The organism is Enterococcus sp. AZ067, from assembly GCF_051715005.1.
In the GTDB taxonomy this organism is placed as follows: domain Bacteria; phylum Bacillota; class Bacilli; order Lactobacillales; family Enterococcaceae; genus Enterococcus_D; species Enterococcus_D casseliflavus.
Genome location: NZ_JBIOSY010000001.1, coordinates 467,100 through 490,757, shown reverse-complemented (window position 1 = coordinate 490,757; position 23,658 = coordinate 467,100). Strand labels below are relative to the sequence as shown.

17 protein-coding genes and 1 pseudogene are annotated in these 23,658 nt (G+C 41.5%); 2 read left to right on the top strand and 16 right to left on the bottom strand.

Annotation, left to right across the window (positions count from 1 at the left end):
* Nucleotides 1–97 precede the first annotated feature (97 nt).
* From IGI82_RS02310 to IGI82_RS02300, 3 genes are read right to left on the bottom strand one after another with little or no spacing between them, the layout of a single operon-like run.
* Nucleotides 98–1,648, bottom strand: coding sequence for a response regulator transcription factor (locus tag IGI82_RS02310; protein ID WP_016609624.1), 1,551 nt, complete (start codon nucleotides 1,646–1,648; stop codon nucleotides 98–100).
* Nucleotides 1,623–3,266: a sensor histidine kinase gene (locus IGI82_RS02305; RefSeq protein ID WP_438841749.1), complete on the bottom strand. Its 1,644-nt coding sequence runs from the start codon at nucleotides 3,264–3,266 to the stop codon at nucleotides 1,623–1,625. Before IGI82_RS02305 ends, IGI82_RS02310 begins: the two co-directional genes overlap by 26 nt.
* Nucleotides 3,267–3,306: 40 nt before the next feature.
* A complete protein-coding gene (locus IGI82_RS02300) occupies nucleotides 3,307–4,206 on the bottom strand; it encodes a helix-turn-helix domain-containing protein (RefSeq protein WP_060792630.1) in 900 nt (299 codons plus the stop codon).
* Between the two features lie 120 nt (nucleotides 4,207–4,326).
* On the opposite strand from IGI82_RS02300, the gene IGI82_RS02295 reads away from it, so the two are divergent.
* A complete protein-coding gene (locus tag IGI82_RS02295) occupies nucleotides 4,327–5,592 on the top strand; it encodes an alpha-galactosidase (protein WP_438841748.1) in 1,266 nt (421 codons plus the stop codon).
* Nucleotides 5,593–5,715: 123 nt separating this feature from the next.
* Here the strand turns inward: IGI82_RS02295 and IGI82_RS02290 are convergent.
* The 10 genes and pseudogenes from IGI82_RS02290 to IGI82_RS02245 all read right to left on the bottom strand — a co-directional run bounded on the left by IGI82_RS02290 (nucleotide 5,716) and on the right by IGI82_RS02245 (nucleotide 16,629).
* A pseudogene (locus tag IGI82_RS02290) lies at nucleotides 5,716–7,715 on the bottom strand (glycoside hydrolase family 31 protein).
* A gap of 33 nt (nucleotides 7,716–7,748) precedes the next feature.
* Complete coding sequence (locus IGI82_RS02285) at nucleotides 7,749–8,675, bottom strand: AraC family transcriptional regulator (protein WP_115231667.1); 927 nt, start codon at nucleotides 8,673–8,675, stop codon at nucleotides 7,749–7,751.
* Nucleotides 8,676–8,812: 137 nt separating this feature from the next.
* Nucleotides 8,813–9,079: a DUF6171 family protein gene (locus IGI82_RS02280; RefSeq protein ID WP_115231666.1), complete on the bottom strand. Its 267-nt coding sequence runs from the start codon at nucleotides 9,077–9,079 to the stop codon at nucleotides 8,813–8,815.
* Nucleotides 9,080–9,083: 4 nt separating this feature from the next.
* Complete coding sequence (locus tag IGI82_RS02275; protein ID WP_115231665.1) at nucleotides 9,084–10,529, bottom strand: alpha-N-arabinofuranosidase; 1,446 nt, start codon at nucleotides 10,527–10,529, stop codon at nucleotides 9,084–9,086.
* 10 nt (nucleotides 10,530–10,539) lie between these two features.
* Nucleotides 10,540–12,162, bottom strand: coding sequence for a glycoside hydrolase family 43 protein (locus IGI82_RS02270; protein ID WP_010748729.1), 1,623 nt, complete (start codon nucleotides 12,160–12,162; stop codon nucleotides 10,540–10,542).
* Nucleotides 12,163–12,180: 18 nt separating this feature from the next.
* Nucleotides 12,181–13,137, bottom strand: a complete 957-nt coding sequence (locus IGI82_RS02265) for a glycoside hydrolase family 43 protein (protein WP_060792633.1) — start codon at nucleotides 13,135–13,137, stop codon at nucleotides 12,181–12,183.
* A gap of 15 nt (nucleotides 13,138–13,152) precedes the next feature.
* On the bottom strand, nucleotides 13,153–13,569 hold the full coding sequence (locus IGI82_RS02260) for a hypothetical protein (protein ID WP_010748727.1): 417 nt from the start codon (nucleotides 13,567–13,569) through the stop codon (nucleotides 13,153–13,155).
* Nucleotides 13,570–13,577: 8 nt separating this feature from the next.
* Entirely contained in the window at nucleotides 13,578–14,429 is an 852-nt protein-coding gene (locus tag IGI82_RS02255; RefSeq protein ID WP_005227285.1) for a carbohydrate ABC transporter permease, read from the bottom strand.
* Nucleotides 14,430–14,441: 12 nt separating this feature from the next.
* Nucleotides 14,442–15,332 carry a carbohydrate ABC transporter permease gene (locus IGI82_RS02250; protein ID WP_005227284.1) on the bottom strand — a complete coding sequence of 297 codons (891 nt, stop codon included), beginning with the start codon at nucleotides 15,330–15,332 and terminating at the stop codon, nucleotides 14,442–14,444.
* A gap of 46 nt (nucleotides 15,333–15,378) precedes the next feature.
* Complete coding sequence (locus IGI82_RS02245; protein WP_005227283.1) at nucleotides 15,379–16,629, bottom strand: extracellular solute-binding protein; 1,251 nt, start codon at nucleotides 16,627–16,629, stop codon at nucleotides 15,379–15,381.
* Between the two features lie 315 nt (nucleotides 16,630–16,944).
* On the opposite strand from IGI82_RS02245, the gene IGI82_RS02240 reads away from it, so the two are divergent.
* Nucleotides 16,945–17,835 (top strand): ArsR/SmtB family transcription factor, encoded by an 891-nt coding sequence (locus IGI82_RS02240; RefSeq protein WP_005227282.1) that lies wholly within the window; start codon nucleotides 16,945–16,947, stop codon nucleotides 17,833–17,835.
* A gap of 72 nt (nucleotides 17,836–17,907) precedes the next feature.
* On the opposite strand, the gene IGI82_RS02235 is transcribed toward IGI82_RS02240, so the two are convergent.
* From IGI82_RS02235 to IGI82_RS02225, 3 genes are all read right to left on the bottom strand, one after another.
* The gene (locus tag IGI82_RS02235) at nucleotides 17,908–19,731 is read right to left on the bottom strand and encodes an APC family permease (RefSeq protein ID WP_005227281.1); all 1,824 of its coding nucleotides are present in this window, start codon (nucleotides 19,729–19,731) and stop codon (nucleotides 17,908–17,910) included.
* Nucleotides 19,732–19,948: 217 nt separating this feature from the next.
* On the bottom strand, nucleotides 19,949–22,654 hold the full coding sequence (locus IGI82_RS02230; protein ID WP_074934422.1) for a YhgE/Pip domain-containing protein: 2,706 nt from the start codon (nucleotides 22,652–22,654) through the stop codon (nucleotides 19,949–19,951).
* Between the two features lie 287 nt (nucleotides 22,655–22,941).
* Complete coding sequence (locus tag IGI82_RS02225) at nucleotides 22,942–23,616, bottom strand: HAD family hydrolase (RefSeq protein WP_225000904.1); 675 nt, start codon at nucleotides 23,614–23,616, stop codon at nucleotides 22,942–22,944.
* Between the last annotated feature and the right edge of the window lie 42 nt (nucleotides 23,617–23,658).

Sequence of the window (23,658 nt, the reverse complement as noted above, 5' to 3'; positions counted from 1 at the left end):
ACACTAAGTATAACGTCGGAAATGAAAACGCTTTTATTAACAATTTTTACTTCTACTCTCTTTTTTTTACTCGCCAACCATTTTTACATGATCCGCTTCATTCATAGTCCATAATGTTGCGGTTAAACTGATATGGAGAGATTCCTACACGTTCTTTAAAAACACGGAAAAAATAATTATAGTTCGCAAATCCGCTTTGCCTTGCGACTTCATTGACACTACAAGACGAGGTACTCAACAATAATTTTGCATAATCGATCCGCAACTCAGACAAGTATTTTGAAAAAGACTGTCCCCATTGCTGCTTAAACACCCTACTTAAATAGGAATAATTTAAATCAATCGCTTCGGCGCAGGTCTGCAAGCTGATCGGTTCTTTGAAGTGTTGATGAAGATAAAGAATACATTTTTTTACCGGCTCGTCAACAGGCTTAAAGACTTCTTTTTGGAAATTTTTTACACTTAATGAAATGGCTTCAAAAAAATCTGCTTCGATTCTTAGTAACGTATCGAACTGTTGATAATAATTGATTTGAATCATCGTTTCCATCGGCTGTCTAAAGCTATTACTCATCGCTAAACTGATTTGAAAATCAATTTGTGCAATTAGCTCTAAGGCCAGCGAACGTGCGACCCGTTTTTCTCTTATATACTCAAACAGTTTTTTACTATAATATTCGATGTTCTCTGGTTCGATGTATTTGGTATAAAAATAGATTTTTTTTAGATACAAAGCGATCTCATGCTGTTGAAAGACGTTTTTGCTGCATTCTTGGCTTGAAAAATGCAGCAACTCATTCGGACGTGAAAAAAAGAGTAAATCTGAGATTCGTTCATCGCTCTTAAATAGTTCTAATACCTCCGACAGTTGATTGCTTACTGGGGATCGCAGGAGAAAAAGTTCAACATCTAGTAAGCGCTTGGCAGCATGGTAGCACTTGGTTTTGATCGTTTCCAAGTAATCATTGATCGCTTTATAGGATTTGATTTTTGCAAACGAGTAAAGCATAAAAAGCTTCCCATCATCAGTCACGAAAGAGAGCATTTCTATGGTTTCATTCTTTGTGTCTAAAATCAATTGCTCTAAAACAGCACTCACTTTTCGTTTATACTTTTCTTTGTCCCAAACATTTTTGCTGATAGAGATAGGTATCATAACAAGTCCTACCATTTTTTCAGTTACAAAATGCGGATACTGTTGCATCAAGAAGCTTGTATTTCCATGAAAAAAGTCTCGTAGAGAGGGTGTCTCGTAAGCAGGCGCAGCCATTGGCTCGTCTGTAAAAAAATTGATTTTTTTCAGCGCTTCCGAAATCACTTCCTCGCTCAATTCATGTTTCAAAAGATAGTCAACGACTCCATATTTCATGCTACCACTCGCATAATTAAAGTCGGCATAGCCACTCATCACGATCACTTTAGTCGTGCGATCGATCAGTTCCAATTGTTCTAAAAAGGCTAAGCCATTCATAATTGGCATATTCATGTCTAAAAAAATGAGATCTACAGAATAAATCTCCAGATAATTTAACAACTCGTAAGGATTTGCCGTACTGAGTACAATTTCAAATTGAGGGAAATTTTGTAAAATAGTACTTATTTTGTTGCGTGAAATCAACTCATCATCTAAGAGGGCTATTTTCTTCATCGTCTTTTTCTCCAATCATAGGAAGCTCAATAATGACCCGGGTATAAACCCCTAACTCTGTTTCATATGTGATCCCATAGTCTGGACCATAGTAGAGCTTGATTCGTTTATCGATATTATGGATACCAATTTTCGAATAGTGTTTTCCATTGCTTTTTTCTCGCTCATTTATCTGTTTTATCGCTTCTTCTGTTAGTCCATTGCCATTATCTTCAACCATTAAACAAAGCTTATCTCCCTTTTTTTCTCCACTTATTTTTATTTGCCCTTTTTCGCTATTCGTTCCAACAAAATTGTGCAAAATGCTATTTTCAACAATGGGTTGCAAAATAAATCGAAGGATACGGCAAGATAAAATCGCTGGATCAAGCGCCCAATGAACATCAAAGCTATCAATATAGGCAACTTTTTGGATGGACACATAGCTTTTGACATGGGCTACTTCTTCAGACAAAGGAATCAAGTCTTGTCCCTTATACATCGTGGCATGCAACAATGATACAAGTGATTTCGAAAGATGGGCAATATTGTTAGCCTGTTGTAATTCAGCCATCCAGGTAATCGAGTTTAGCGTATTGGACAGAAAATGGGGGTTGATTTGAGCTTGTAGAAAGTCGATTTCAATTTCTTTTTTCTCTTTTTCTCTGGCTTTATTTTCTTCCATTAAAGTATTGATATTGGCAACCATCGAATTAAAGACTATACTCATTTGTTTTAATTCGTCATTTCCTTGAATCTCAACAGTGGTCGATAAGTCCTTATTCTTGACCCGCTCCATTGCTTGGTTTAATTGATCGATTCGTTTCGACAGTTTTAATATAATCAGCGTAGCCACAAAAATACTCATGCTGACGATCACGATACACAGGAAAATCATCAGTCGCAAATTCTGTGTCAACGGTCCCAAAAATGGTTTTTTGGGGAGAGGGAGATGAAACCACGCTTCGACTTCTTCACTATAGAATGATTTCTCATACAAATTGGCTTGGTCTTCATCAATGGTGCCAACTTCAGCAAGCACCGTTTGCTTTTGATCTAACAAGGCGATCTGCGTCCCAGCTGGGAGGTTTTCTAATTGATCATTAAGAAACTCGCTTGTATGAAGAAATCCCACCAAGTGCCCTAGGACTACTTGTCCGACTTTGATTTCATTTTTGATATAAACAGTCGAATCATCAATTTCTCTTGCATAAGCGGCCTCATTGGTGTAACCAATCAACGTTTCTTCAACAACTGGATCAACTAACCCAAACGACATCAACCGATTTTCTTTGGAATAAATCGCCATTCCCAGCAAATAAGGTTGAAATTGATACAATGGTTCCACGATCTCCTTCAATTCCATGGTCAGTTTGATGCTCTCAAAGGTGTCTCTCGTAATCCGTGGTTGTTCACTGGCCTCTTTCAACGTGTCGTAGCCATCCATAATCAATTTATAATTGATATGATTAAGATCCGTACTGATCGTATGGATATTACGTAAAATAGAGACCTCGATCTCTTTCGCTTGGATCTCCATATTTTTATCAATGATCTTATTCGCGGTATTAGAAAAAAAGAGAATGATCAGTGACGAAGTAACGACATTCGCAATAATGATCGTTACCATAAGTTTCATTTTTATCTTCAATCGCTTCACACTTTCTAACTATCTGTCTTTACTTCATTCTTAAAAAAGCTGTATGTTCCCCTAATATATGTTGTCCTGCTTCTTCTTTGATTTGATGGGTGTAGATTTGACGATAAACTTTAGGACTCATGCCTTTTTTCTGTTTAAAGGTATTGGTAAAGTGCTGCCTACTGTTGAATCCTGCTTGAGCGGCAATTTCGACGATTGGCAGCTGACTATTGCTTAGTAAAAATGCTGCCTGCTTCAGACGCTCACTGGTGAGAAAATGGTTGACCGTCACTCCCAGTTGCTCATGAAAGAGTTTATGCAAGTAGGCTTTCGTAATCCCCACAGCCGCTGCGATTTGGGAGACTTGAATATCTTCATCAAAATGCTGTTGAATATAGTTGACCGCAGCGTTCACATAGCAATTGCCCCGTTTGGTTTCTTTCGTACGTAATGAAAAGGCTAATTCCATCAACATCCGCTTAAACAAGAGCTCGATCGTAAATTGCCGTTCAGCAGACGGTTGCTCTTGAGTATCATCGATCATTAGCAGCTGCAGCAATGACTTGATCGCTTGTCCAAATTGGCGGACATCGCGACTTTTCGCGTAAGGCTCATTCAATTGTACATTTCCTTTGATGTATGCAAAAACATCACGAACACAAAGGCCGGACGGTGTCTCACTCAGAAGAAATTCAATATTCAGTAAGGTGCAGGAATCTCCTTCAACGAGTAAGGCGTGTTCCACAAACGCGTTTATGAAAACGAAATCATTTCTTTCCAGAACAATTACTTGATCTTGCACCTTTATCTTACACTTCCCTTTGGTCACAAACATGATCTCACACGCTGGGTGTTGATGTGGATCCATGGAAAAACGCTCAAGGGCAACACTATAGTATGCTGTAATCTTCGCATAGTTTGTTTCTTGTGGAAACACCATTGATCAACTCCTTTTTCATTCGTTGACGATTTCTTTCTTTTTTATTTCTAGTAGACAAAACTTTCCCTCTCTTTTTTATTGCTTACTATACTATAAGAAAAACGTACTAGGAGGAAATCAATGTCTTTTTTACATTTTGCACAAACACCCCCAATGGGATGGAATTCTTGGGACTGCTATGGCGCTTCTGTAACCGAAGCAGAAGTGATCGCCCATGCCGATTTTATGGCAGAGCATTTGAAAGCTTATGGTTGGGAGTACGTCGTCGTGGATATTCAATGGAGCGAACCAGAAGCAAAGTCTACAAGGTACAATGATTTTTATCCGTTGTGTATGGACGACTATTCTCGCTTGATTCCTGCTGAGAACCGTTTCCCTTCAGCAAAAGATGGCGCTGGTTTCAAAAAACTTGGTGACTATCTGCATCAAAAAGGGCTGAAGTTTGGTATCCATATCATGCGCGGCATTCCACGACAAGCAGTTCATCAAAATACGCCGATCAAAGGAACAGATAAACGGGCACGGGACATTGCTATGAATTCAATCTGCCCTTGGAATTCCGATATGTATGGGGTCGATGTTTCATTGCCTGAAGGACAGCTTTATTATGATTCTTTGCTCGAATTATATGCTTCTTGGGGTGTTGACTTTATAAAGGTGGATGATATCGGCGATTCGAAAATTTACGGTGATGCCCATAAAGCAGAAATCAAAGCGATTCGCCGTGCGATCGATCGATCGGGTCGAGAGATCGTCCTTTCTTTGTCTCCCGGACCAGCTGCCCTCAAAAATGGTAGTTTCTTTCAAAATCATGCCAATATGTGGCGCTTGACGGATGACTTTTGGGATCATTGGGACGCCCTTTACGCCATGTTTGACCGAGCAGCAGAGTGGGCACCTTTCGTCCGTCCAGGTAACTGGCCTGACTGTGATATGCTGCCGTTGGGTCATATCGGCATTCGGGCAGTTGATGGTGGCGGTGGTGATAGCTGGACACGTTTTACGGAAGACGAGCAATACTTATTGATGAGTTTATGGACGATCTTCCAATCTCCATTGATGTTCGGTGGTACTTTACCAGACATCGATCCCTTTACGTTACGTTTATTGACGAATACTGAAGTCTTAGAAATGTATCGAAGAATCCATACGAAAAAAGAGTTCTATCGTGATCAAGAGTGGATCATTTGGGAGGCGTTGAGCGACACAGCCGTCTACTATGCCATTTTCAATGTTTCTGATCAAACGCAAACCATCCCAAAATCGATCGCTGCTTTACTACCAATTAAAAGCGCCACTGAGTTATGGCAACAAAAAGAACAAACAATTGCCGATGCTGAGGTTCCTACTCATGGTGTCTTGTTACTCAAAAGCCCATTACAATAGTCCTCTCAATGAAAGCAACACAATGTGCCGAGCACATTGTGTTGCTTTTCTATTCATATGGTTCTTACCCTCTCAACAAGGTACCTACTAGTCTTACAAACAACTCACCGTAACCATTTCCAGTTACACTTCATGAATCAAGTAACTCTGTTTTCCCTCTCGTAAAAAGATTGGTAAGGAATCAATTTGTGCCTGTGCGACAATCCATTGTCCACCTTCATAGATAGTTCCATCTCGAGCATCGGTCCATTTTGCTCCTGTTGGCAAATATACCTCACGCTCAGTAGCATGCGCTACAACGATGGGCGCTACTAGAATATCAGAACCATAGAGATACTGTGTTGTCAGTTCCCATGCCTGGTGATCCTCTGGAAATTCATAAAAAGTTGGGCGAATGACTGGCGTTCCTTTTTCATGAGCTGCGCGCATCAATTCACGCGAGTAGTCCCGCATCAATTCACGAATTCCAATAAATTTTTTCATAATCTCATAGTTCTTTTCCCCAAACGCCCATATTTCGTTAGCTGCTCCGGTTTGCTCTGTTTCTTCACCATCTGCCTTGAAGATTTTTTTATGGGGAGTACGTGAACCATGCAATCGCATGACTGGACAAAAAGTCCCATATTGAAACCAGCGGATCAATAAATCTTGAAAATCTAGACTTGTCACAGAACCACCATGAAATCCGCCGATGTCACTTGTCCACCACGGGATGCCTGCTAACCCCATTTGCATGCCAGCAACGATTTGGTTGCGAAAGTCTTGGTAAGTCGAATGAATATCGCCGGACCAAACCAATGCCCCATATCGTTGGCTGCCCGCCCAAGCACAACGAACCAATTTGATTGAATGTTCTTTTTGTGAGGAGGCTTCTCCCTCATCAAAACCACGAACATACTCACGGGGGTAAATATTGCCTTTTTGCAGCACACTCCCTACATAATAACGATAGGAATCATAGTCATACGTACCAAATTCTGGTTCAGCCTCATCCAACCAAAACAAGCGAATGCCGTTATTGACATAATTTTTTGATACTTTCTCCCAGACATAGTTTCGAGCTTTAGGATTTGTTGGATCATAAAAAATGTTATTCCCATGAAACAACATCTGCACATCAATGCCGCGATCCGTTTTGACTAATAAGCCTTTTTCTTTCATCTCTTGAAAATTCTCACTACGCGTGTCGATTTGGGGCCAGATCGATACCATTAGCTCGATTCCATATTTATCTCGTACTTCTTCTGCCATCGCCTTGGGGTCTGGAAAGAAATTTTCATCAAAGCGAAAATCACCACAGCGCGGCCAATGATAATAATCGATCACTAGTACATCAACGGGAATGTTCCGCTCTTTGTGTTCCCTAGCGATCGCCACTACTTCCGCTTGTGTCGCATAGCGAAGTTTACATTGCCAAAATCCTAGACCATATTCGGGCATCATAGGTGCCGTCCTGTCACTTGGCTAAATTGTTCTTCGATTTGAGCTGGTGTCTCTCCAGCAGTGATCCAGTAATCCAATTGCTTCGTACTTTCGGCACGCCATTCGGTCGTATTTTTACCAAAAGAGACCGAACCGATTGCTGGATTGTGCCAAAAAAAGCCGTATCCTTTGTTTGATAAATAAAAGGGGATCGAAGCTTGTGAATTTCGATGCGCTAATTCTAAATTACACCCTTTTAGATCAAAAATATCCTGTTGATATTGCCCCATACCATAGATTTTCTCCTCATGATTGGCTTCGAAAGTAGCTTTTAGTTGAAAATCTCCTCCAATAATCGACTTGAAAAACCGCGCCTTTTTCAAGAGCGCACCGCCAGATGCTGCTTCTTTCAAAATCACTTCACCTTTTTGATTGTAAAAAGTGATCTTGCCATAGTTGTTCCAGCCCGACTCTTTGGTGACTACTGCGTGGATTTTTCCATTACCGATAGATCCTACATCCCCCTCAATCGCAACCTCGGCCTTAGAATCTTGTGTTAATAATGCACAGCAGGATAAATCTAGTTCACCAGACGGTGCACTCACCACCCGCAAACTGTTCGTGCCCCAAGCAATAATGCGCACGACTTCATTTCCATTTTGAAATTCGAGGTAATTCTCACCTATTGAAAAAAACGACATTTTTGAACCCTCCTTTTTTTCAGTATAGCTGGATTACAGAGGGCTATCCTTCGATTTTATGGCGTGTTCTATCGTAATCATGTCATTTTTCCGATATTGTGTAGGGGTCTCACCAAACATCTTTTTGAAGCACACAGAAAAATGATTACTATTACAAAAACCGACAGCTTGAGCGATCGCCACCATGGTCAAGTCAGTCTCTCGCAACAATTCTGCCGATCGGATCAAGCGATAATGATTTAGATAAGCCATTGGGGAAGTTCGAAATGATTGTTTAAAAAATCGTGTAAATTGCTCTTTACTTAAGGAAACAGAATCGGCCAAATCTTGTAATTGGATCATTTCATGATAATTACTATGAATATAAGATAAAACCATTTTTTCCCGTTTTTCTTGGAGGCGCTCGCTTGATTTTTTTGCTGGCTGGTCGGTCCCAACTTCTAATAGATATGACAAGAGTTGGATAACAATCCCTTTCAGACGTAATTCACGATAAGATGATTTCCCCATAAAGCATTGATCAAATAGTTGAAACAAGGTGAGACTTTGTTGACTTTTATCTGGAAAATCCACATAAGAAGTAACACCTTCTTGTATCAAAAAAGGATCGATTTGTTGGCTTTGAATTCTATCTGATTGTCGACTCGTGATTAATTGTTCAGAAAAAACGATACACGAAAAACGGCAGCTTTGTTGTGCGATTCGATAGGCAGTGTGTAAAGTGTTGGGAGGAATCAGTACGATCGTATTTGCCTTAATCTTGCGTGAGACTCCATTAACGACTAATTCTAGCTGTCCTTGATGGACACATAAAATTTCGATTTCTTTATGCCAATGTGGCACAAAAAAGAATTCTCGCCAAACACTCACTAAATTAGGATAATATGCTAATGGGAAATCTTCCGTGCCATGGTTCGCAGCTTCATAATAAACAAGCGCTGCAGGTTGATTTATTTTCATTGAATCACTCGCTCACTTTCCACTTTGTTAACAGTGTTTTTCGTTTAATCATAGCGTATCTACAACGATTATGTAAGCGTAATCAAAAAAATAGTTTATCTGTTGATCCTTTTGACCAATTGAAACAAACAGGACAGCTACTTGACGAGCTGTCCTGTTTGTTCCCACATTCCTGCAGGACAGTTTTTCTTAGCTAAATTTGCGCGAAACCGATAAAAGCAGCCGCATTTGGTACAGGTATGATTCAATCGCAATGGACAGGTCTCACAAACAGCGATTCTCCTACTGACAATCTTCGGCGAAGCCAAGTCGCTTTCTAAAGAAAGTTGTTCTGCAATCAAGGATTCAATGTCTTCCTGTGCTGCTGCAGCAGCATCTTTCACTTCGCATCCTTTACAAGTCATGGGATCAGACTGTCAATGAGATCGTTAGAACACTCATTGCTGGCACCCGCAAGCTGACTTTGTTCTCTTTAACATCGTAAGCGGTGAAGTCTTGGATCACCACATCTTCAGGATGATCAAAATCATTGTGTGCGTTCATTTTGTCCCCCACGATATAACGAGCTTCTTTCACTTCATTGATCGCTGTTTCCAGGGAGAAGGATAATTCTTCCGTGCCTTGGGTAGCAAAATTACAAACCGATAGATGGATCGCATCCTCTTTTTTCGAAATCGTATACGTAATGGTATCACTGCTAGTTCCATGGCTATCAATGGTTTCAGCATCTTGATGGACTTTGTACAAATCAAAGACATGATAGCTTGGGGTTTTCACCATTTGTTCGCCATCTGTCAAAATCATCGCCTGCAGGACGTTGACGGTTTGTGCGATATTTGCCATATGCACTCGCTTGGCATGTTTATGGAAAATATTCAAGGTGATCGCTGCGACCATGGCATCACGAATCGTATTTTGTTGGTATAAGAAGCCTGGATTCGTCCCAGGTTCTGCTGAGAACCAAGTGCCCCATTCATCAACAATGATTCCCACACGCTGTTCTGGGTCATACTGGTCCATGATCGCGCTGTGGCGGGTCAATAATTCATCCATGTAGGCTGCTTTTTCACAGGTCACTTGCCACTCTGCCTCATCAAATTCCAAGGCGCTCCCTTTTTCTTCCCAGCCCTGCGGATGAACGTAGTAGTGCAAGCTTAGGCCGTCCATCAACCAATGGGCGTTTTTCATCAGCGTTTCTGTCCAATGATAGTCTGCGACATTCGCTCCGCCAGCAACTTTGTAGATTTTTTTGTCACCGTATTGGCGGACATAGGTTTGATAGCGGCGATACAGATCCGCATAGTACTCTGGCCGCATATTGCCGCCGCAGCCCCAGTTTTCGTTTCCTACGCCAAAGAATTTCATTTCCCACGCATCTTCATGGCCATTTTCTCTGCGAAGATCAGCCATCGGAGAAATGCCATCCATCGTGATGTATTCCACCCATTCCGACATTTCTTGCACCGTTCCGCTGCCGACATTGCCGTTGACATACGCGTCACATTCCAGCTGCTTGATCAATTCAAAAAATTCATGGGTCCCGAAATGATTGTTTTCAGTCACGCCGCCCCAGTGAGTGTTGACCATCGTTTTGCGGTTTTCTTTAGGACCAATCCCGTCTTTCCAATGGTATTCATCGGCGAAGCAGCCGCCTGGCCAACGCAGCACAGGGATTTGAATGTTTTTCAGTGCTTCAACCACATCGATCCGCATCCCATTTTTATTTGGGATCTGCGAATCTTCTCCAACGTATAATCCTTCATAGATACAACGGCCTAGATGCTCTGCAAAATGACCGTAGATATATTTGCTAATCGTTGTTCCTGATTTTGTGTTTTGAATATTAATCGTCATTGTTATACTCCTATTCTTTGATTCCCCAAATGGACTCATTATTATCGCCAATCGTTGAGAACGTTAATTTTTGCTGCTCAAATTCTGTTATTTCCTGAGTTAATAAAATTCCTTTGAAGGTCGCTTCTTCAAAAGTCAATGCCAAGTATCCCGCATCGTACGTCCAAGTTCCGGTCAAGTCACCAGTAACGCTTCCATCTTTTTGAAGCTCGATCGTCTGCGTTTTTAGCATGGTCGTTCCATTGTCGGTACCATGGTTAATGATTTCATAGCGCCCGATAATGTCATCTTCTGTCAAAGCATCCGCTACTTGTTCATTGCCTCGATACTCGTAGGGTGCTGGAACTGGCCAGCCTTCCTCATTCATATACATTCTGTTGACCCGCACTTCATGGGCTTCGGTTCCATTGTTAAAGCGCGTATGGTACACCAAGGACCACTGACCATTCTCATCGATGATCGCCGAATTGTGTCCCGCTGCTCGATACCCCATTTGTTGAAACGAGAATTGGTAGTTTCCAATCAATTTGATGCCGTAGTTTGAATTTTGGTCCCCTTGTTCTAAGATTGGGCTATTTCCTTGGGCATCAAGGTAAGGTCCTTCTGGTTTTTCAGCGCGAAACAGTCGCATATTGTAACCACCTTTTGCTGCTAAACCACCGTAAGTGACGAATAGGTAATAATAATCGGTTTCCTCATCATATACAATATAGGGACCTTCTCCTGATTGATGATAGCCGCCAAAAAGCTTGATCCCGAAATAGCGATCAATGATACGCCCATCTTCCGTCGTGCTATCTTCCCCAGGATACATTGGTTTTCCAGTGGCTGGATCAACTTCCAATAAAAAGATACCGCCAGACCAAGAACCATAGGTCATCCATAGTTTCCCTTCTTCATCATAAAACAACGCTGGATCAATGGCGTTTGGTGCATAATCGGTGTTATACGTCAGACCATCTTCGATCGCCCAGTTTTCACTGAACCCACTGATTTTCCCCTCTTTGATCAATTTGGCCAAATGGGTATTTTGATAGTTGGTATTGCGTTCACTACCATCTGTCGAATCTTTTTCTGTAAAGCCAGAATAGATCACGGTATCCGCATAGCTATAGGGTCCTTCGATCGTTTTAGCTACGGCCAATCCAATCGCTGAACGCCGCCAAGTAGAACTAGCTGAGTAGTAGAGCATGTAGGCTCCTTTGTCTCCATTTGACCATTCATAATCAGCATTCCAAATGACATCTGGTGCCCAAAGGCTGTAACCACCTTGTGAATCGGCATCATCATAGCCTGCCCATTCAAAAGTCTCAGCTAGATTTTCTTTTGTGTTACCATAGATCATATTGTCTTCCATTGATTCATATTCGTGAGTGAAAGGCACTTCCCAAGTTTGTAAATCTTCTGTTTTCGCTTGGGCGAGATGCGAACCAAATACGTAAAACAGCTCTTGGTCACCAACATGAATAGAAGTAATCGATGGGTCATGAATCGACACTCGATTTTTTGTCGTTGTTTCCCACTCCTTTTGTGAAAGTTGCTCAGCAGCATCTCCTGTTTGACAGCCAGCAAGAAATAAACTAGTAAAAAAAACGGACATGGTTAAACAGAGCATTTTTCTTTTTGTATTCATTTTTTCCCTCTCTTTTATCTATCCTTTGACTACACCGGGTTCGCCAAAATCAGGTAATCCATTTTTTTTCCAAGTAAACGGTTGGACATACGCATGTCGATTGGGATTTTCTAAAGGATTACTGTAATCATTTTTTTCTGGTCTTGCATGATACACTAAGATCTCTTGTTTCCCCTCCTCATCGACTGTAAAGGAGTTATGTCCTGGTCCGTATAGGGAATTTTGTTCAGAACTTGAAAAGACTGGTTCCTTCAACTTATGCCAAGAATACCCATTCAATAAATCACTATCCTCATCTGCCCACAACAGTCCCATCGCGTAGTTTTCATCCGTCGCACTGGCTGAATAAGTAATGATCACTTTTCCATTTCTAATCAAAGCAGCTGGAGCTTCGTTCACTTTGAAGCCGATTTTTTCCCATTCATAATAAGGAATGCTCAGCAGAATCTGCTTTCCTTTCAATGTCCAAGGATTTTCCATCTCTGATAAATAAAGATTGGAATTGCCTGGAATGTTTGGATCTGCTTGTGCCCAGACATAATACAATCGGTTCCTGTGTTCAAATACCGTAGCATCTAAACTGAAACTCTCAAATTGCGTCTTGATCTGTCCTTTTTCTACCCACTCGCCTGCAAAGGGATCTTCATTCGCATTTTCGATCGCAAACATCCGATGATGATGCTGATCATTTCTGACTTCTCCATGATCTGCAGCAGCAAAATAGATGTACCATTTTCCTTGAATAAAATGAATCTCTGGTGCCCAAATCAGTTCACTCATGGGGCCTTCGGCATGAGCCGTCCAGATGACTTTTACTTCACCGTCAGCCAGTCCTTTCAAGGTTTTTGCGCGTCTTAATTCGATTTCCTGATACCCTGGTTTTGATCCAGTGAAGTAATAATATCCATCGGTATGCTTGTATATCCATGGGTCTGCTCGTTCTAATACAATCGGTTCCAAATAATTTTCTGCCATAAATTCTACACCTTCTTAAATAATTCCGTTTTCCGTTTTTAGTATTTTTATTGCTTTGTTTTTAGACATATACATCGTCGTAGCTAGTAAATAGAGGACAACACCGATCACATCATAGATGATCAAATGGATGATGACACAGGCGATCATCCAACGTATCGTTCCTTTGTTTATTTGTTTGTCTCGCATATTCTTCGCGTTGATCCAACTGATAACGCCCATCAAAATCGTCGCTAACGCAACGATCATAACTACCTTCGATATCATTCCTACCAGACTTGACTGCAAGTATTCATACTGATTTTGATTTTGAAATGCTGCGATCCCTTGTTCTTCAAACCAAGGATAATACCCAAACATCGTTACAAGACCAATACAGACATCCCAGACCGCACTGGCACGTAGTAAATTTCTTTCCAATTTTCGATTCATGATCTTCACTATCCTTTTATTCCTGCATTTAAGTTCATAGATTCAATGAAGTATTTTTGAGCAAATAGAAACAGCATGACGGTGGGAATGATCGCAATCAATGCCGAGCCCATCAATTGACCAATCATTCGGTAGTTGCCATAAATGTCTTGTAGTAATAGCAAACCGGCTGTGATCGGCATTTTACTAACATCCGTATACACGATCACTGGCCACAAGAAATCATTCCATGAACCTGTGAAAGAAAAGAGGCCTGCAACGATCAACACAGGTTTGATCAAAGGAACGATGATCTCTGCAAAAATTGTAAATTCATCTGCACCATCCATTCGTGCTGACTCGTCAAATTCAAGCGGGATACCTTTCATAAACTGTCGCACAAGAAAGATATTTCCCATCCCTGCTAAGCCTGGAATGATCATGGCAAGAGAAGAGTTGACCCAGCCGAAGGTTTCAATGATTTTGTAAGACGGAATCAAATTCACTACACCGGGAAACATCGAGATCCCCATCAAAAGATAAAAGATACGATCACGGTATTTAAACCGCATTCTGCCATAGCCATAAGCGGTCACTGAAACAACGATCACAACTAAAACAGTGTGCGTGACTGCGATAAACATTGAATTCCATAACCACTGCATTATTGGTGCAGTAGACGTATTAGTCAAAATCGCTACATAGTTATCTAATATCCAGTTTACGGGTAATAAACGAAACCCAGTGGAGACGATTTCGGTTTGAGAACGAAAAGAAGTGGCGAAGCTAAAAATCAATGGAATAACCCAGATGATACATAAAACGATCAGAAACAAATATGCGATGACCATACTAGGTATATGTTTCTTTTGTGTATTCATTTTTTTGCCCCCTTAAGTATTGCTTCTATCTAAAAGAAAATATTGAAATACGGACACACACATAATGATCAATCCTAAGATGACTGCCATTGCCGAAGCCATTCCTGCAATTGATTCTCCTTGACTAAAAGCCAGTGAGCGGATATACATCATCAATACAGTCGTGCTTTGGTTTGGACCTCCACCTGTCATCATCAAAGGCTGTGCAAAGACATTAAATGCTCCAGCAGTTGTCATCACGATCGTATATAACAGTGGAAAGCGAATAGATGGCAAGGTCACATTCAAGAATTTTTGGAATGCTCCCGCTCCGTCGATCTCTGCCGCTTCATAAAGGTCTTCATTGACACCCGCTAAAGCTGAGCGATAAATGATCATGTTACCACCGATCGCTCCCCAAATGCTGACAACAAAAATTAAGATCCAAGCATAGGGTTGTCGCGAAGCCCAAGAGAAATCGAACCCAAAAATATTATTGACGGCACCTAATCGAGAGTGGAAAATCAATGACCAAATCAAAGAACCTGCTGAAACAGAGATAAGACCTGGAATATATAGAATTGCTTGAAAAAGTCCTTTCAGCTTCACTTTTTTATGTTGCAATGCAGCTGCAATCATCAGTGGAATGATGATTTGTAACGGCACCATGATCAAAACGAAAATAAAGGTATTTTTCAAACCATTCCAAAATTGGGTATAGAACGTCGAGGAACTATCAAACAATAATGTTTTATAGTTGTTAAAACCGACCCAGACTGGATCAGAGATCAAATTCCATTGCGTAAATGAAGCATAAATACCATAGATCGTTGGAATACATACAAAAATAATAAAGAGTACCATGTGTGGTCCAATGAATGCGATCGATGCCCAGTTAATGCTCTTTTTTTTCATTCCTTTCATTCCCTTCTAAAAATTGGAAAAGGGGATAGAATTATCCCCCCTTCACTTATCTAGCTACTTCTGCAATCTTATCTTCGACATATTGTTGCATCGTTTCTAATCCTTCATCCATATCTAATTCACCGTAAGCGATATCTGTACTATAAACATCTAATGCTTCTAAGACATAAGAGAAATAAACGTAGTCAAAGATGTAAAGTGTTTCTTCTTCCTCTGGTGTAGAAGTAAAGAATGATTGTGGGTATTGTTGGTAATCATCACTTTCTAAAATATCTTTACTTGCAACGATTTGACCGGCTTTTGCCCATTCGATCGAGTTTGTACGAACGAATTCTAAAAATTGTGCGATTACTTCTTCTTTTTCTTCTGTTCTGCTTTCACTCTTCAACATGCCAAACATATGAGAAGCTGCTCGGTTGGTTGCGATGTCATCTGAAGTCGAATAAATATTTGTTACGCCCCAATTCAAGCCCTCAACCGCATCATGAGCGGTAGAAGTCCAAGTACCATCTGTTGATAAGAGTACGTTTCCGCCTTGGAACATCAAATACCCATCTTCTCCATAAGGTGTCATCAGGCCTGCATCTGTTAACGCTTTAATTCTTTCTAACGCTTCTTTCATTTCTGGCGTATTCACCGTCGGGTTCCCAGCATCGTCAGAAATCGCGCCGCCTAAGTTACGGATTTGCGCTAAGATAACCCAAGAAAGTAACGCATTATTTACGACATAATCGCCTTCTTCCATCTGCCCTGCTAATGACATCATCTCATCAAACGTCACGATGTTATCGTCTAACCAAGAAGTGACATTGTATTTTTCTAAAAGATCTTGATTGTAATACATAGCACTGGCATGAATATCTAATGGGATCGTATATTGAGTATCGCCGATTTTCCCTGCATTCCACGCCGTATCTAAATAATTGCTTTCTTCTAACTCAGGTTGATAAGAAACCAGACGATCAACCGGATCAATAATATCGGAATTGACAAATTCCTCTACTTTATAAGAATGCATCAAAGTCAAATCTGGAATCCCACTTTTAGAACTTACGACCGTACTTAATTTAGTGTACATATCAGACGTGATCACATGATTGATTGTATAATCGGAACCTGATTGTTCATTGAATTCATTTACGATCTGATCCATATAAGCGCCATCATCACCAGTAAGGGGTGACCAAAAATTAATCGTGTATTTTTCTTTTTCCGCTGCCTGATAACGATTAAAACCAATAAGGGCAACTGCAACGACTGCAACTAAAGCACCAATAATAATAAGTTTCTTCTTCATGTTTTTCCCTCTTTCATAGAAATTGAATTTTGGTCTTTGAAGCCGAACACGCCTATCCTCCTTCTCTTATTTGCTATCCCAGCATTTATAATTGCATTATTCATTTCTAGCGTTTGCAAACACTTTCAATTTACAAATAAATCATAACTTGATTTGTAATCGCTGTCAACAATATTTTGATTAATTTATCTAGGATAATATCTATATTAATTAATAAATATATTAATAACTAGCGAAATAAACAACGCTATTTACACAAATTAGCAAATATGTTAACATTCAAGTAAATCAAACAGTTTAAGCGGAGGTGACACGATGCAATTAGAAATCAATCAAGAAGCATTGCCTGTCTATGAGGCACTTGCCAGTAACGTGCGAATCAAAATCATTCAATTGCTGGCTAAAAACAAGATGAATGTCAAAGAGTTGGCACAGGAGTTGGGCTTAAGCAGCGCCATCATTACGATGCACATCAAAAAATTAGAAGAAGCCAAAATCATCAAAACAGAGCGTGTGGGACAAAAAAAGATTTCCAGTTTGAGAGTGGATCATATCGATATCAACTTTCCTGAGAAAATCTTTAATGCCTTTGATACGAAAGAAACGGCGATACCGATCGGTCATTATACAAATTATTCGGTAGAACCAACGTGCGGGCTTGCTACTTCAGCTGATTTTGTGGGAATGGTGGATGAACCGAAGTTTTTCATGGATCCCCGACGAATGGATGCCCGCATCTTGTGGTTTACGAAAGGATTTGTTGAATACCAATCGCCAAACTTCTTAGCAAGAGAAGAAAAACTTGAAATGATGGAGATTTCAATGGAAGTTTCGTCTGAATTTCCTTTTTCCAATAACAACTGGCCGTCAGACATCACCTTCAGCTTAAATGGTGTGGAGCTTGGTACATGGACTAGCCCAGGGGATTTTGCAGATATTCGCGGCAAGTATACACCGGATTGGTATCCAGACAATCTCAATCAGTACGGGTTATTGAAGACGATCCGCATCATGGATCACGGAACCTACATGGAAGGTGTTCCTCTTTCCGACATTACGATCAAGGATATACCTGCCTACGAAGATACGTGGCACTTAAAAGTGGAAGTCAAAGAAGATGCCGAGCATGTCGGCGGTTGTACCCTCTTTGGCAAGGGGTTTGGGAATTACGATCAGGATATCAAACTGAAAATGTTTTATAGCTAAAAAAAAACGCTAGTCTTAGCGGCTGACCCAAACATTTCTTTTGGGAATCAGGTCGCTAAACTAGCGTTTTTGTTATTTCTTCAAATGGTAACTGTACGTACTTACAATGATGTTCTCACGCCAAGAGAGTCTGAAACGCAAGCGCAGGCTTGTTTGGTTGTGCAAAATATTTTGCCAGCGACGTCTTGGGACAAACTGTGGAATGATGACGGTCGTTGTGTAATTGTGTTTGGCTGCATTGCGGCTGACTAGATCCACATAACGCAAGATGGGATTTTCAATCGAACGATACGAAGAATGAACGACGGAGAAACGCACGTCTGGGAATTTTTGCTTAAATTCTTGTTCGATCTCTTTTTCTTTCTTCACATCTTCATCCAACGAGACGTGCATCGCCACGACATAATCACCAATCGATTGGGCATAATTCAATGCGCCGATATTTACTCGAGTAACATTTCCGACGAGAACGATCACGGTATTTCCTTCATAGACATGCAGTGCTTCTTGTTTTTCCAATCGCAGCTGTTCTGCGACTTTTTTATAATGATCATGGATCTTGTAAAAGATATACAAGAGGATCGGCATGATAATGAAAAATGGCCAAATATCGCCTAAGCGATACACGAACAAGATGGCAATGATCGCAAAAGAAATCAAAGCCCCAATGATGTTGGCGATCGATTTAAAGAACCAGCCTTTGCCTTCTTTTTTCCATTTGACGACCATTCCGCTTTGGGATAGTGCAAAAGGAATGAATACCCCGATGGAATACAACGGAATCAAACGCTCGGTCGATCCTTGGAAGATAAACAATAGGACGATGGAACCAGCAGCTAAGGTGATGATCCCGTTTGAGTAGCCGAGACGATCCCCACGGTCTTGATACATGTGTGGCATATATTTGTCTTTGGCTAAGTTATACGCCAACACGGGGAAGGCGGAAAATCCTGTATTTGCGGCAACTGCTAAAATCAGCGCTGTGGCAAATTGCAAAACGTAGTACATAAACCCATGACCAAAAACAGCAGAGCCGATTTGAGATAGGACGGTCACTTCTGCTTCTGGTACGATACCGTACCAATAGTTGATAAAAGTGATGCCGACGAAGAAGAACCCTAAGATCGCAGCCATGATCGTCAAGGTCGCAGCTGCATTTTTCGCCCGTGGTTTTTTGAAAAATGGCACCGCGTTACTGATCGCTTCGACCCCCGTCAAAGAAGAGGAACCTGATGAGAAAGCCCGTAAGATCAAGGCTACGGATACCCCAGGCACCACAGCTCCCGGCAGTGCGGTTGCATTCAACGGTTGCGCACCAGTTACGATGTTGTACAAGCCGACCACGATCAAGACTGTGATCACTGCGATAAAGGTGTAGACAGGAATCATCAAGAAGCTAGCTGATTCTCGCAGCCCTCGCAGATTCATCATCATGATCAAGAGTACGATCACGACAGAAATGGCCACTTGATGGCCGAACAACGCTGGCACAGCAGAAGTGATGGCTTCCGCCCCTGCTGAGACGGATACTGCTACTGTCAGCATATAATCGATCAACAGTGAGCCGCCGGCAATCAGGCCCGCATTTTTCCCTAAATTTTCACTACTTACTACATACGCCCCACCACCGTGAGGGTATGCATGAATGATCTGACGGTAAGACAAGGTCAATGAAATCAAAAGAATAATAACAAAAGCAGCGATCGGTAATGAATACCAGATAGCAGCAGCGGAAAGTGCCACTAATACGACAACGATCTGCTCTGTCCCATAAGCAATCGAAGACAAAGCATCAGAAGATAGCAACGCAAGGGCCGCCGTCCGGCTCAGTTTTTGTTCATCATTCTCTGCGGATTTCAATGGACGTCCGACCAACAAACGTTTCAAATACTCCACTTTTTCTACACTCCTTTTCATGAAAAAATCCTTCGTTAAACTTGTAACGATATCCTCACAAATATTGAATTATCAAGACTGTATGCTACTCTTGTAACCGCGAAAAGTCAATGAAAATCAGATGAAAAAACGGCCCTTTTTCCCTCTTTTGATTATTAGAAATTTCACGTGATGGCACAAAAGCAGAAAGAACAAATGCTCTTTCTGCTTTTCGATGTTAGTGGAAGAAATGACTTTCTTTTGAAATGTCGCTTAATTTCTTCGTAGAGTTGACTAGATAAGGATACGCGTAGGTACCGACGATCCCAAAGACCAGGAACAAAATCGTTAAAATAACCAATTGTGGTACGGCATTTGGCCAATAGATCCCGCCAGCTGATTCTCTTAACAGATTGACTGCATGGGTAAATGGCAGCAGCGGATTAATGAATTGGAAGAACTTCCCAGAAACTTGGATCGGGTAGTTTCCTCCCCCACCTGAGATGGAGAGAACCAAAATGATGATGGCGATCCCTTTCCCGAGGTTGCCGAACAGTCCTGCCAGTACGTAAACGATCATCATAAAGGCGAGTCCGACGAGTAATGCGAAGAAGACACTGTACACTGGATTGTGGACATCAACGCCTAATAAAAACATATTTCCTAGGGTCACGATCAAACTTTGGGCGACTGCCATCGTCAAGAACGTCAGCATTCGTGCCACAAAGGTTTCACGTTGGGTAAAGCGTTTTTTGTCTTTCTTCTCTAAATGATACTCCGTTGTAGCGACACTTGACAACAATAATGCCCCTACCCACAAACACAATGCGGTATAAAACGGTGTGCTAGCTGAACCATTGTTGGCGATTGGATAGATTTCATTGCTTTTTAATTCCACTGGTTGTTTGAAGAAGTCGGCTTCATCGGTGGCATCAAGTTTCAATAATTTGATGACTTCCCCGAGATCGACTTCATTTTCGCCTGCTCGGATCGCATCAGCGGCTTTGTGGATGCCTGCTTTGATACTCGGCCAATCGTTATTGATCAAATCGACAGCCGCATCCAAGGCTTTTTCAACTTCTGGCAGTTTTTCATCCACCATTGCCATCGTAGAGCTGATTTCTGATTTGATAGTTGGCCAGTCGTTTTGCAAGAAGTTTACGGCCAACCCTAATTTTTCTTCGACAACTGGCAATTCGTTGTTGTATAGGTCGGCTCCTTTGTTGATGGCATTGACGATTTCATCCATGTGACCATTCAACATCGTATTGGCATCGTGCAATTCTTGCTTGATGGCAGGCAATTCTTTTTGGTATTTTTCCAAAATCGTCACGGCATTGCTGACCACTGATTTGGTGGAAGACAGCAACGAGTCAAAATCGATCTCTTGGGCTTTTTTCAAGACATCTTCGGCGGTGGTGATGGTTTCGATTAGTTTGGTTAGGATGTCGTTGATGGTGGTGGTGATTGAATCAACATTGATGCTGTTCATGAGATTGGCAACGTTTTGAGCAGCTGCGGTAACTTGATCGAGATACGCTGTAATTTCATCAACAGACCCATTTTGAACAAGGTTATTCAATTGCGATAAGCGGTCAGATAAAACACCTAACGTTGTTTTGGCATTGCTTAGTTGTGCAATGATACCTTCTAGGTCGGCGTTACTGCCAGAATTCTGAATATTGGTTAAAAAGGCAATCAAGGAATCCAAGGCTGCTTGTTGTTGTTGGATGTTCTTTTGAAAGTCAGTGATCGTTGCACTGATTGCTTGACGCTCTTCATCTGTTAGTTCATTGTCAGCCAGCGCTTGGCGAATCGTACTTGTTAGACCGGCTGTGGTGGTTGCCACTTGACTAATCGACTCAATCGTCACCTTCACACTGCTAGAAATACTTGGCAGGGCATCTTGCAATTGTTGCGCCCCATCTTTGGTCGCGGTGGCGAAGCTGGCGGCTTGGTCGCCTAGTTGTTCGATCTGTGGTAAAGCGGCTTGCACTTGTTCAATGACTTGCAGTCCTTGCTTGGCGGTGTCGATGCCGTCCGTCATGGTGCTGGCAATGTCATCGAAATCATCGTCGATCATCTTCAATTGTTTGCCAGCATTTTGGATCTCTGGGATCTTTTCTTGCAAGGTCAAAATGATGCTGGCTTCTTTCTTCAATGCAGGCAGCTTATCGTTTAAGCCGATCAGTTTTTCCCCCATGGCATCCACTTGTGGGATATAATCGGTGAATTCTTCGGCTTTTGCGATCTTTTCTTTGATTTCTGGAAACTTATCGTGCAAGGTGACGATCTCTTTCGTATAGCCATCGATCGTAGCCAAATTGTCATCGGTGTCTAAGATCATCGATTTGACTTTGTTGATGCTAACTAAGTTGGAATCAATGTCATAGCCGATTTCATTGAAGACTTTTATCAACGTGGAGCTGGCGGTTTCAATAAAGTTTTGTGAGATCTCTTCTTGAAGGCTGCTGGCTCCTTTATCGGTGATTTTTGGTGCGATAGCGTTGATTTTTTGGTTGCTATAATACTCGATGGTCGGTTTTTCGATTTTCCCGCTGGTAAAGCTGATCAGATCATCTGAAAAATCCGCTGGCAGATAAATACCCGCGTAATATTTTCCTGACTTGACCCCTTCTACTAAGTCCTCTTTTGAATCCAAGAAACGCCAGCCCAACTGCTTGTTTTTATGGAGGGTATCGATGACTTCATCACCGATATCGATGTGCTTGTCTTGAAATTCTGCCCCTTTATCCGCACTGTAAACGGCAATCGGCAATTCACTGGTGTTGCCGTATGGGTCCCAGAGGGCTTTGATATTGAACCACGCATAAAGCGAGGGTAAAATCATTAAGGCAATGATCAAAAATGCAGAGATTGGATTGCTGAAAATTCGTTTCCAGTCCAGTTTATATAAATAGAAAACATTCTTTAGTTTATTCATTTTTTCTTCCCCCACTAGTTCTTCGTCGAAGGATAATTTACCATGTTTTTCCCCTGCCGCCAACGGCTAGGATCGACCAAGAAAAGTCCTTTTGACAAATGGACGTTTTTGTCAAAATGAAACCCCTTTACTTTTTGTTTTTTTTCGCTTATTGTTAAACTTTCTTTAACTTTACCATGATGGCGAAAAACACACCACTCATATCCTTTGATCTGTTTTTTTACAGGTCTTTCCTATACAAAAAAAGCTTCCTTTTTCTGCAACGAAAAAGGAAGCTTTTTTAGGTATTATTTCAGTTGATCCTGTGCCAATAACTCATACACATATTTCAATGAGGTAGCTTCGCCATATAACTGAAGTCCGGTCTTCTCTTCTGGGGAGTAGACTTGATCAAAGCTTTGATCGGGAATCAGCACGACATCGATGCCCGCACGCGTCGCGGCTGTTGCTCCCACAAGAGAATCTTCCATGACTAAAGCTTTTTCTGCTGCGACTTGCGCTTTTTCTAAAGTCAGCAAGTACGGTGCTGGATCAGGCTTATGGGCGGAGACATCATCGCCAAAGGTCTGATAGTCAAAGGCCTGCAACAAATCGAAATGCGTCAACAATTCAGAGGCTCTTTTTTTCATCGTCGAGGTGGCTAATGCCGTTTGGAAGCCTTTCTCACGAGCCAAGGCGATGGTTTCTTTCGCATAAGGTTTGGTTTTGAAGGTGCCATCGGTTATTTGCTGGGCAATATAGACTTCCCGTTCTGCTCGTAATTCCTGCACCCGCTGCTGACCGCCTACGAGGTCGGCTAATTTAGTGGCAGTCTGTTGCCAACTTTGACCACGCCAACCAAAAATATCAGCGGCTGTAATCGGAAGCTCATACTTTTTAAATAGCGCCAACCACCCATCAAAATAGACTCTTTCGGTATCGACTAACAATCCATCAAAATCAAAAATCAAAAGTTCTTTCATAAACGCTCCTTCGTTTTGCTAAGATTTTTTCCTCACTCACTG

Coding starts and splice junctions, on each gene's coding strand:
- IGI82_RS02310 (WP_016609624.1), bottom strand. CDS start 1,648: ATGAAGAAAATAGCCCTCTTAGATGATGAGTTGATTTCACGCAACAAA.
- IGI82_RS02305 (WP_438841749.1), bottom strand. CDS start 3,266: ATGAAACTTATGGTAACGATCATTATTGCGAATGTCGTTACTTCGTCA.
- IGI82_RS02300 (WP_060792630.1), bottom strand. CDS start 4,206: ATGGTGTTTCCACAAGAAACAAACTATGCGAAGATTACAGCATACTAT.
- IGI82_RS02295 (WP_438841748.1), top strand. CDS start 4,327: ATGTCTTTTTTACATTTTGCACAAACACCCCCAATGGGATGGAATTCT.
- IGI82_RS02285 (WP_115231667.1), bottom strand. CDS start 8,675: ATGAAAATAAATCAACCTGCAGCGCTTGTTTATTATGAAGCTGCGAAC.
- IGI82_RS02280 (WP_115231666.1), bottom strand. CDS start 9,079: ATGACTTGTAAAGGATGCGAAGTGAAAGATGCTGCTGCAGCAGCACAG.
- IGI82_RS02275 (WP_115231665.1), bottom strand. CDS start 10,529: ATGACGATTAATATTCAAAACACAAAATCAGGAACAACGATTAGCAAA.
- IGI82_RS02270 (WP_010748729.1), bottom strand. CDS start 12,162: ATGAATACAAAAAGAAAAATGCTCTGTTTAACCATGTCCGTTTTTTTT.
- IGI82_RS02265 (WP_060792633.1), bottom strand. CDS start 13,137: ATGGCAGAAAATTATTTGGAACCGATTGTATTAGAACGAGCAGACCCA.
- IGI82_RS02260 (WP_010748727.1), bottom strand. CDS start 13,569: ATGAATCGAAAATTGGAAAGAAATTTACTACGTGCCAGTGCGGTCTGG.
- IGI82_RS02255 (WP_005227285.1), bottom strand. CDS start 14,429: ATGAATACACAAAAGAAACATATACCTAGTATGGTCATCGCATATTTG.
- IGI82_RS02250 (WP_005227284.1), bottom strand. CDS start 15,332: ATGAAAGGAATGAAAAAAAAGAGCATTAACTGGGCATCGATCGCATTC.
- IGI82_RS02245 (WP_005227283.1), bottom strand. CDS start 16,629: ATGAAGAAGAAACTTATTATTATTGGTGCTTTAGTTGCAGTCGTTGCA.
- IGI82_RS02240 (WP_005227282.1), top strand. CDS start 16,945: ATGCAATTAGAAATCAATCAAGAAGCATTGCCTGTCTATGAGGCACTT.
- IGI82_RS02230 (WP_074934422.1), bottom strand. CDS start 22,654: ATGAATAAACTAAAGAATGTTTTCTATTTATATAAACTGGACTGGAAA.
- IGI82_RS02225 (WP_225000904.1), bottom strand. CDS start 23,616: ATGAAAGAACTTTTGATTTTTGATTTTGATGGATTGTTAGTCGATACC.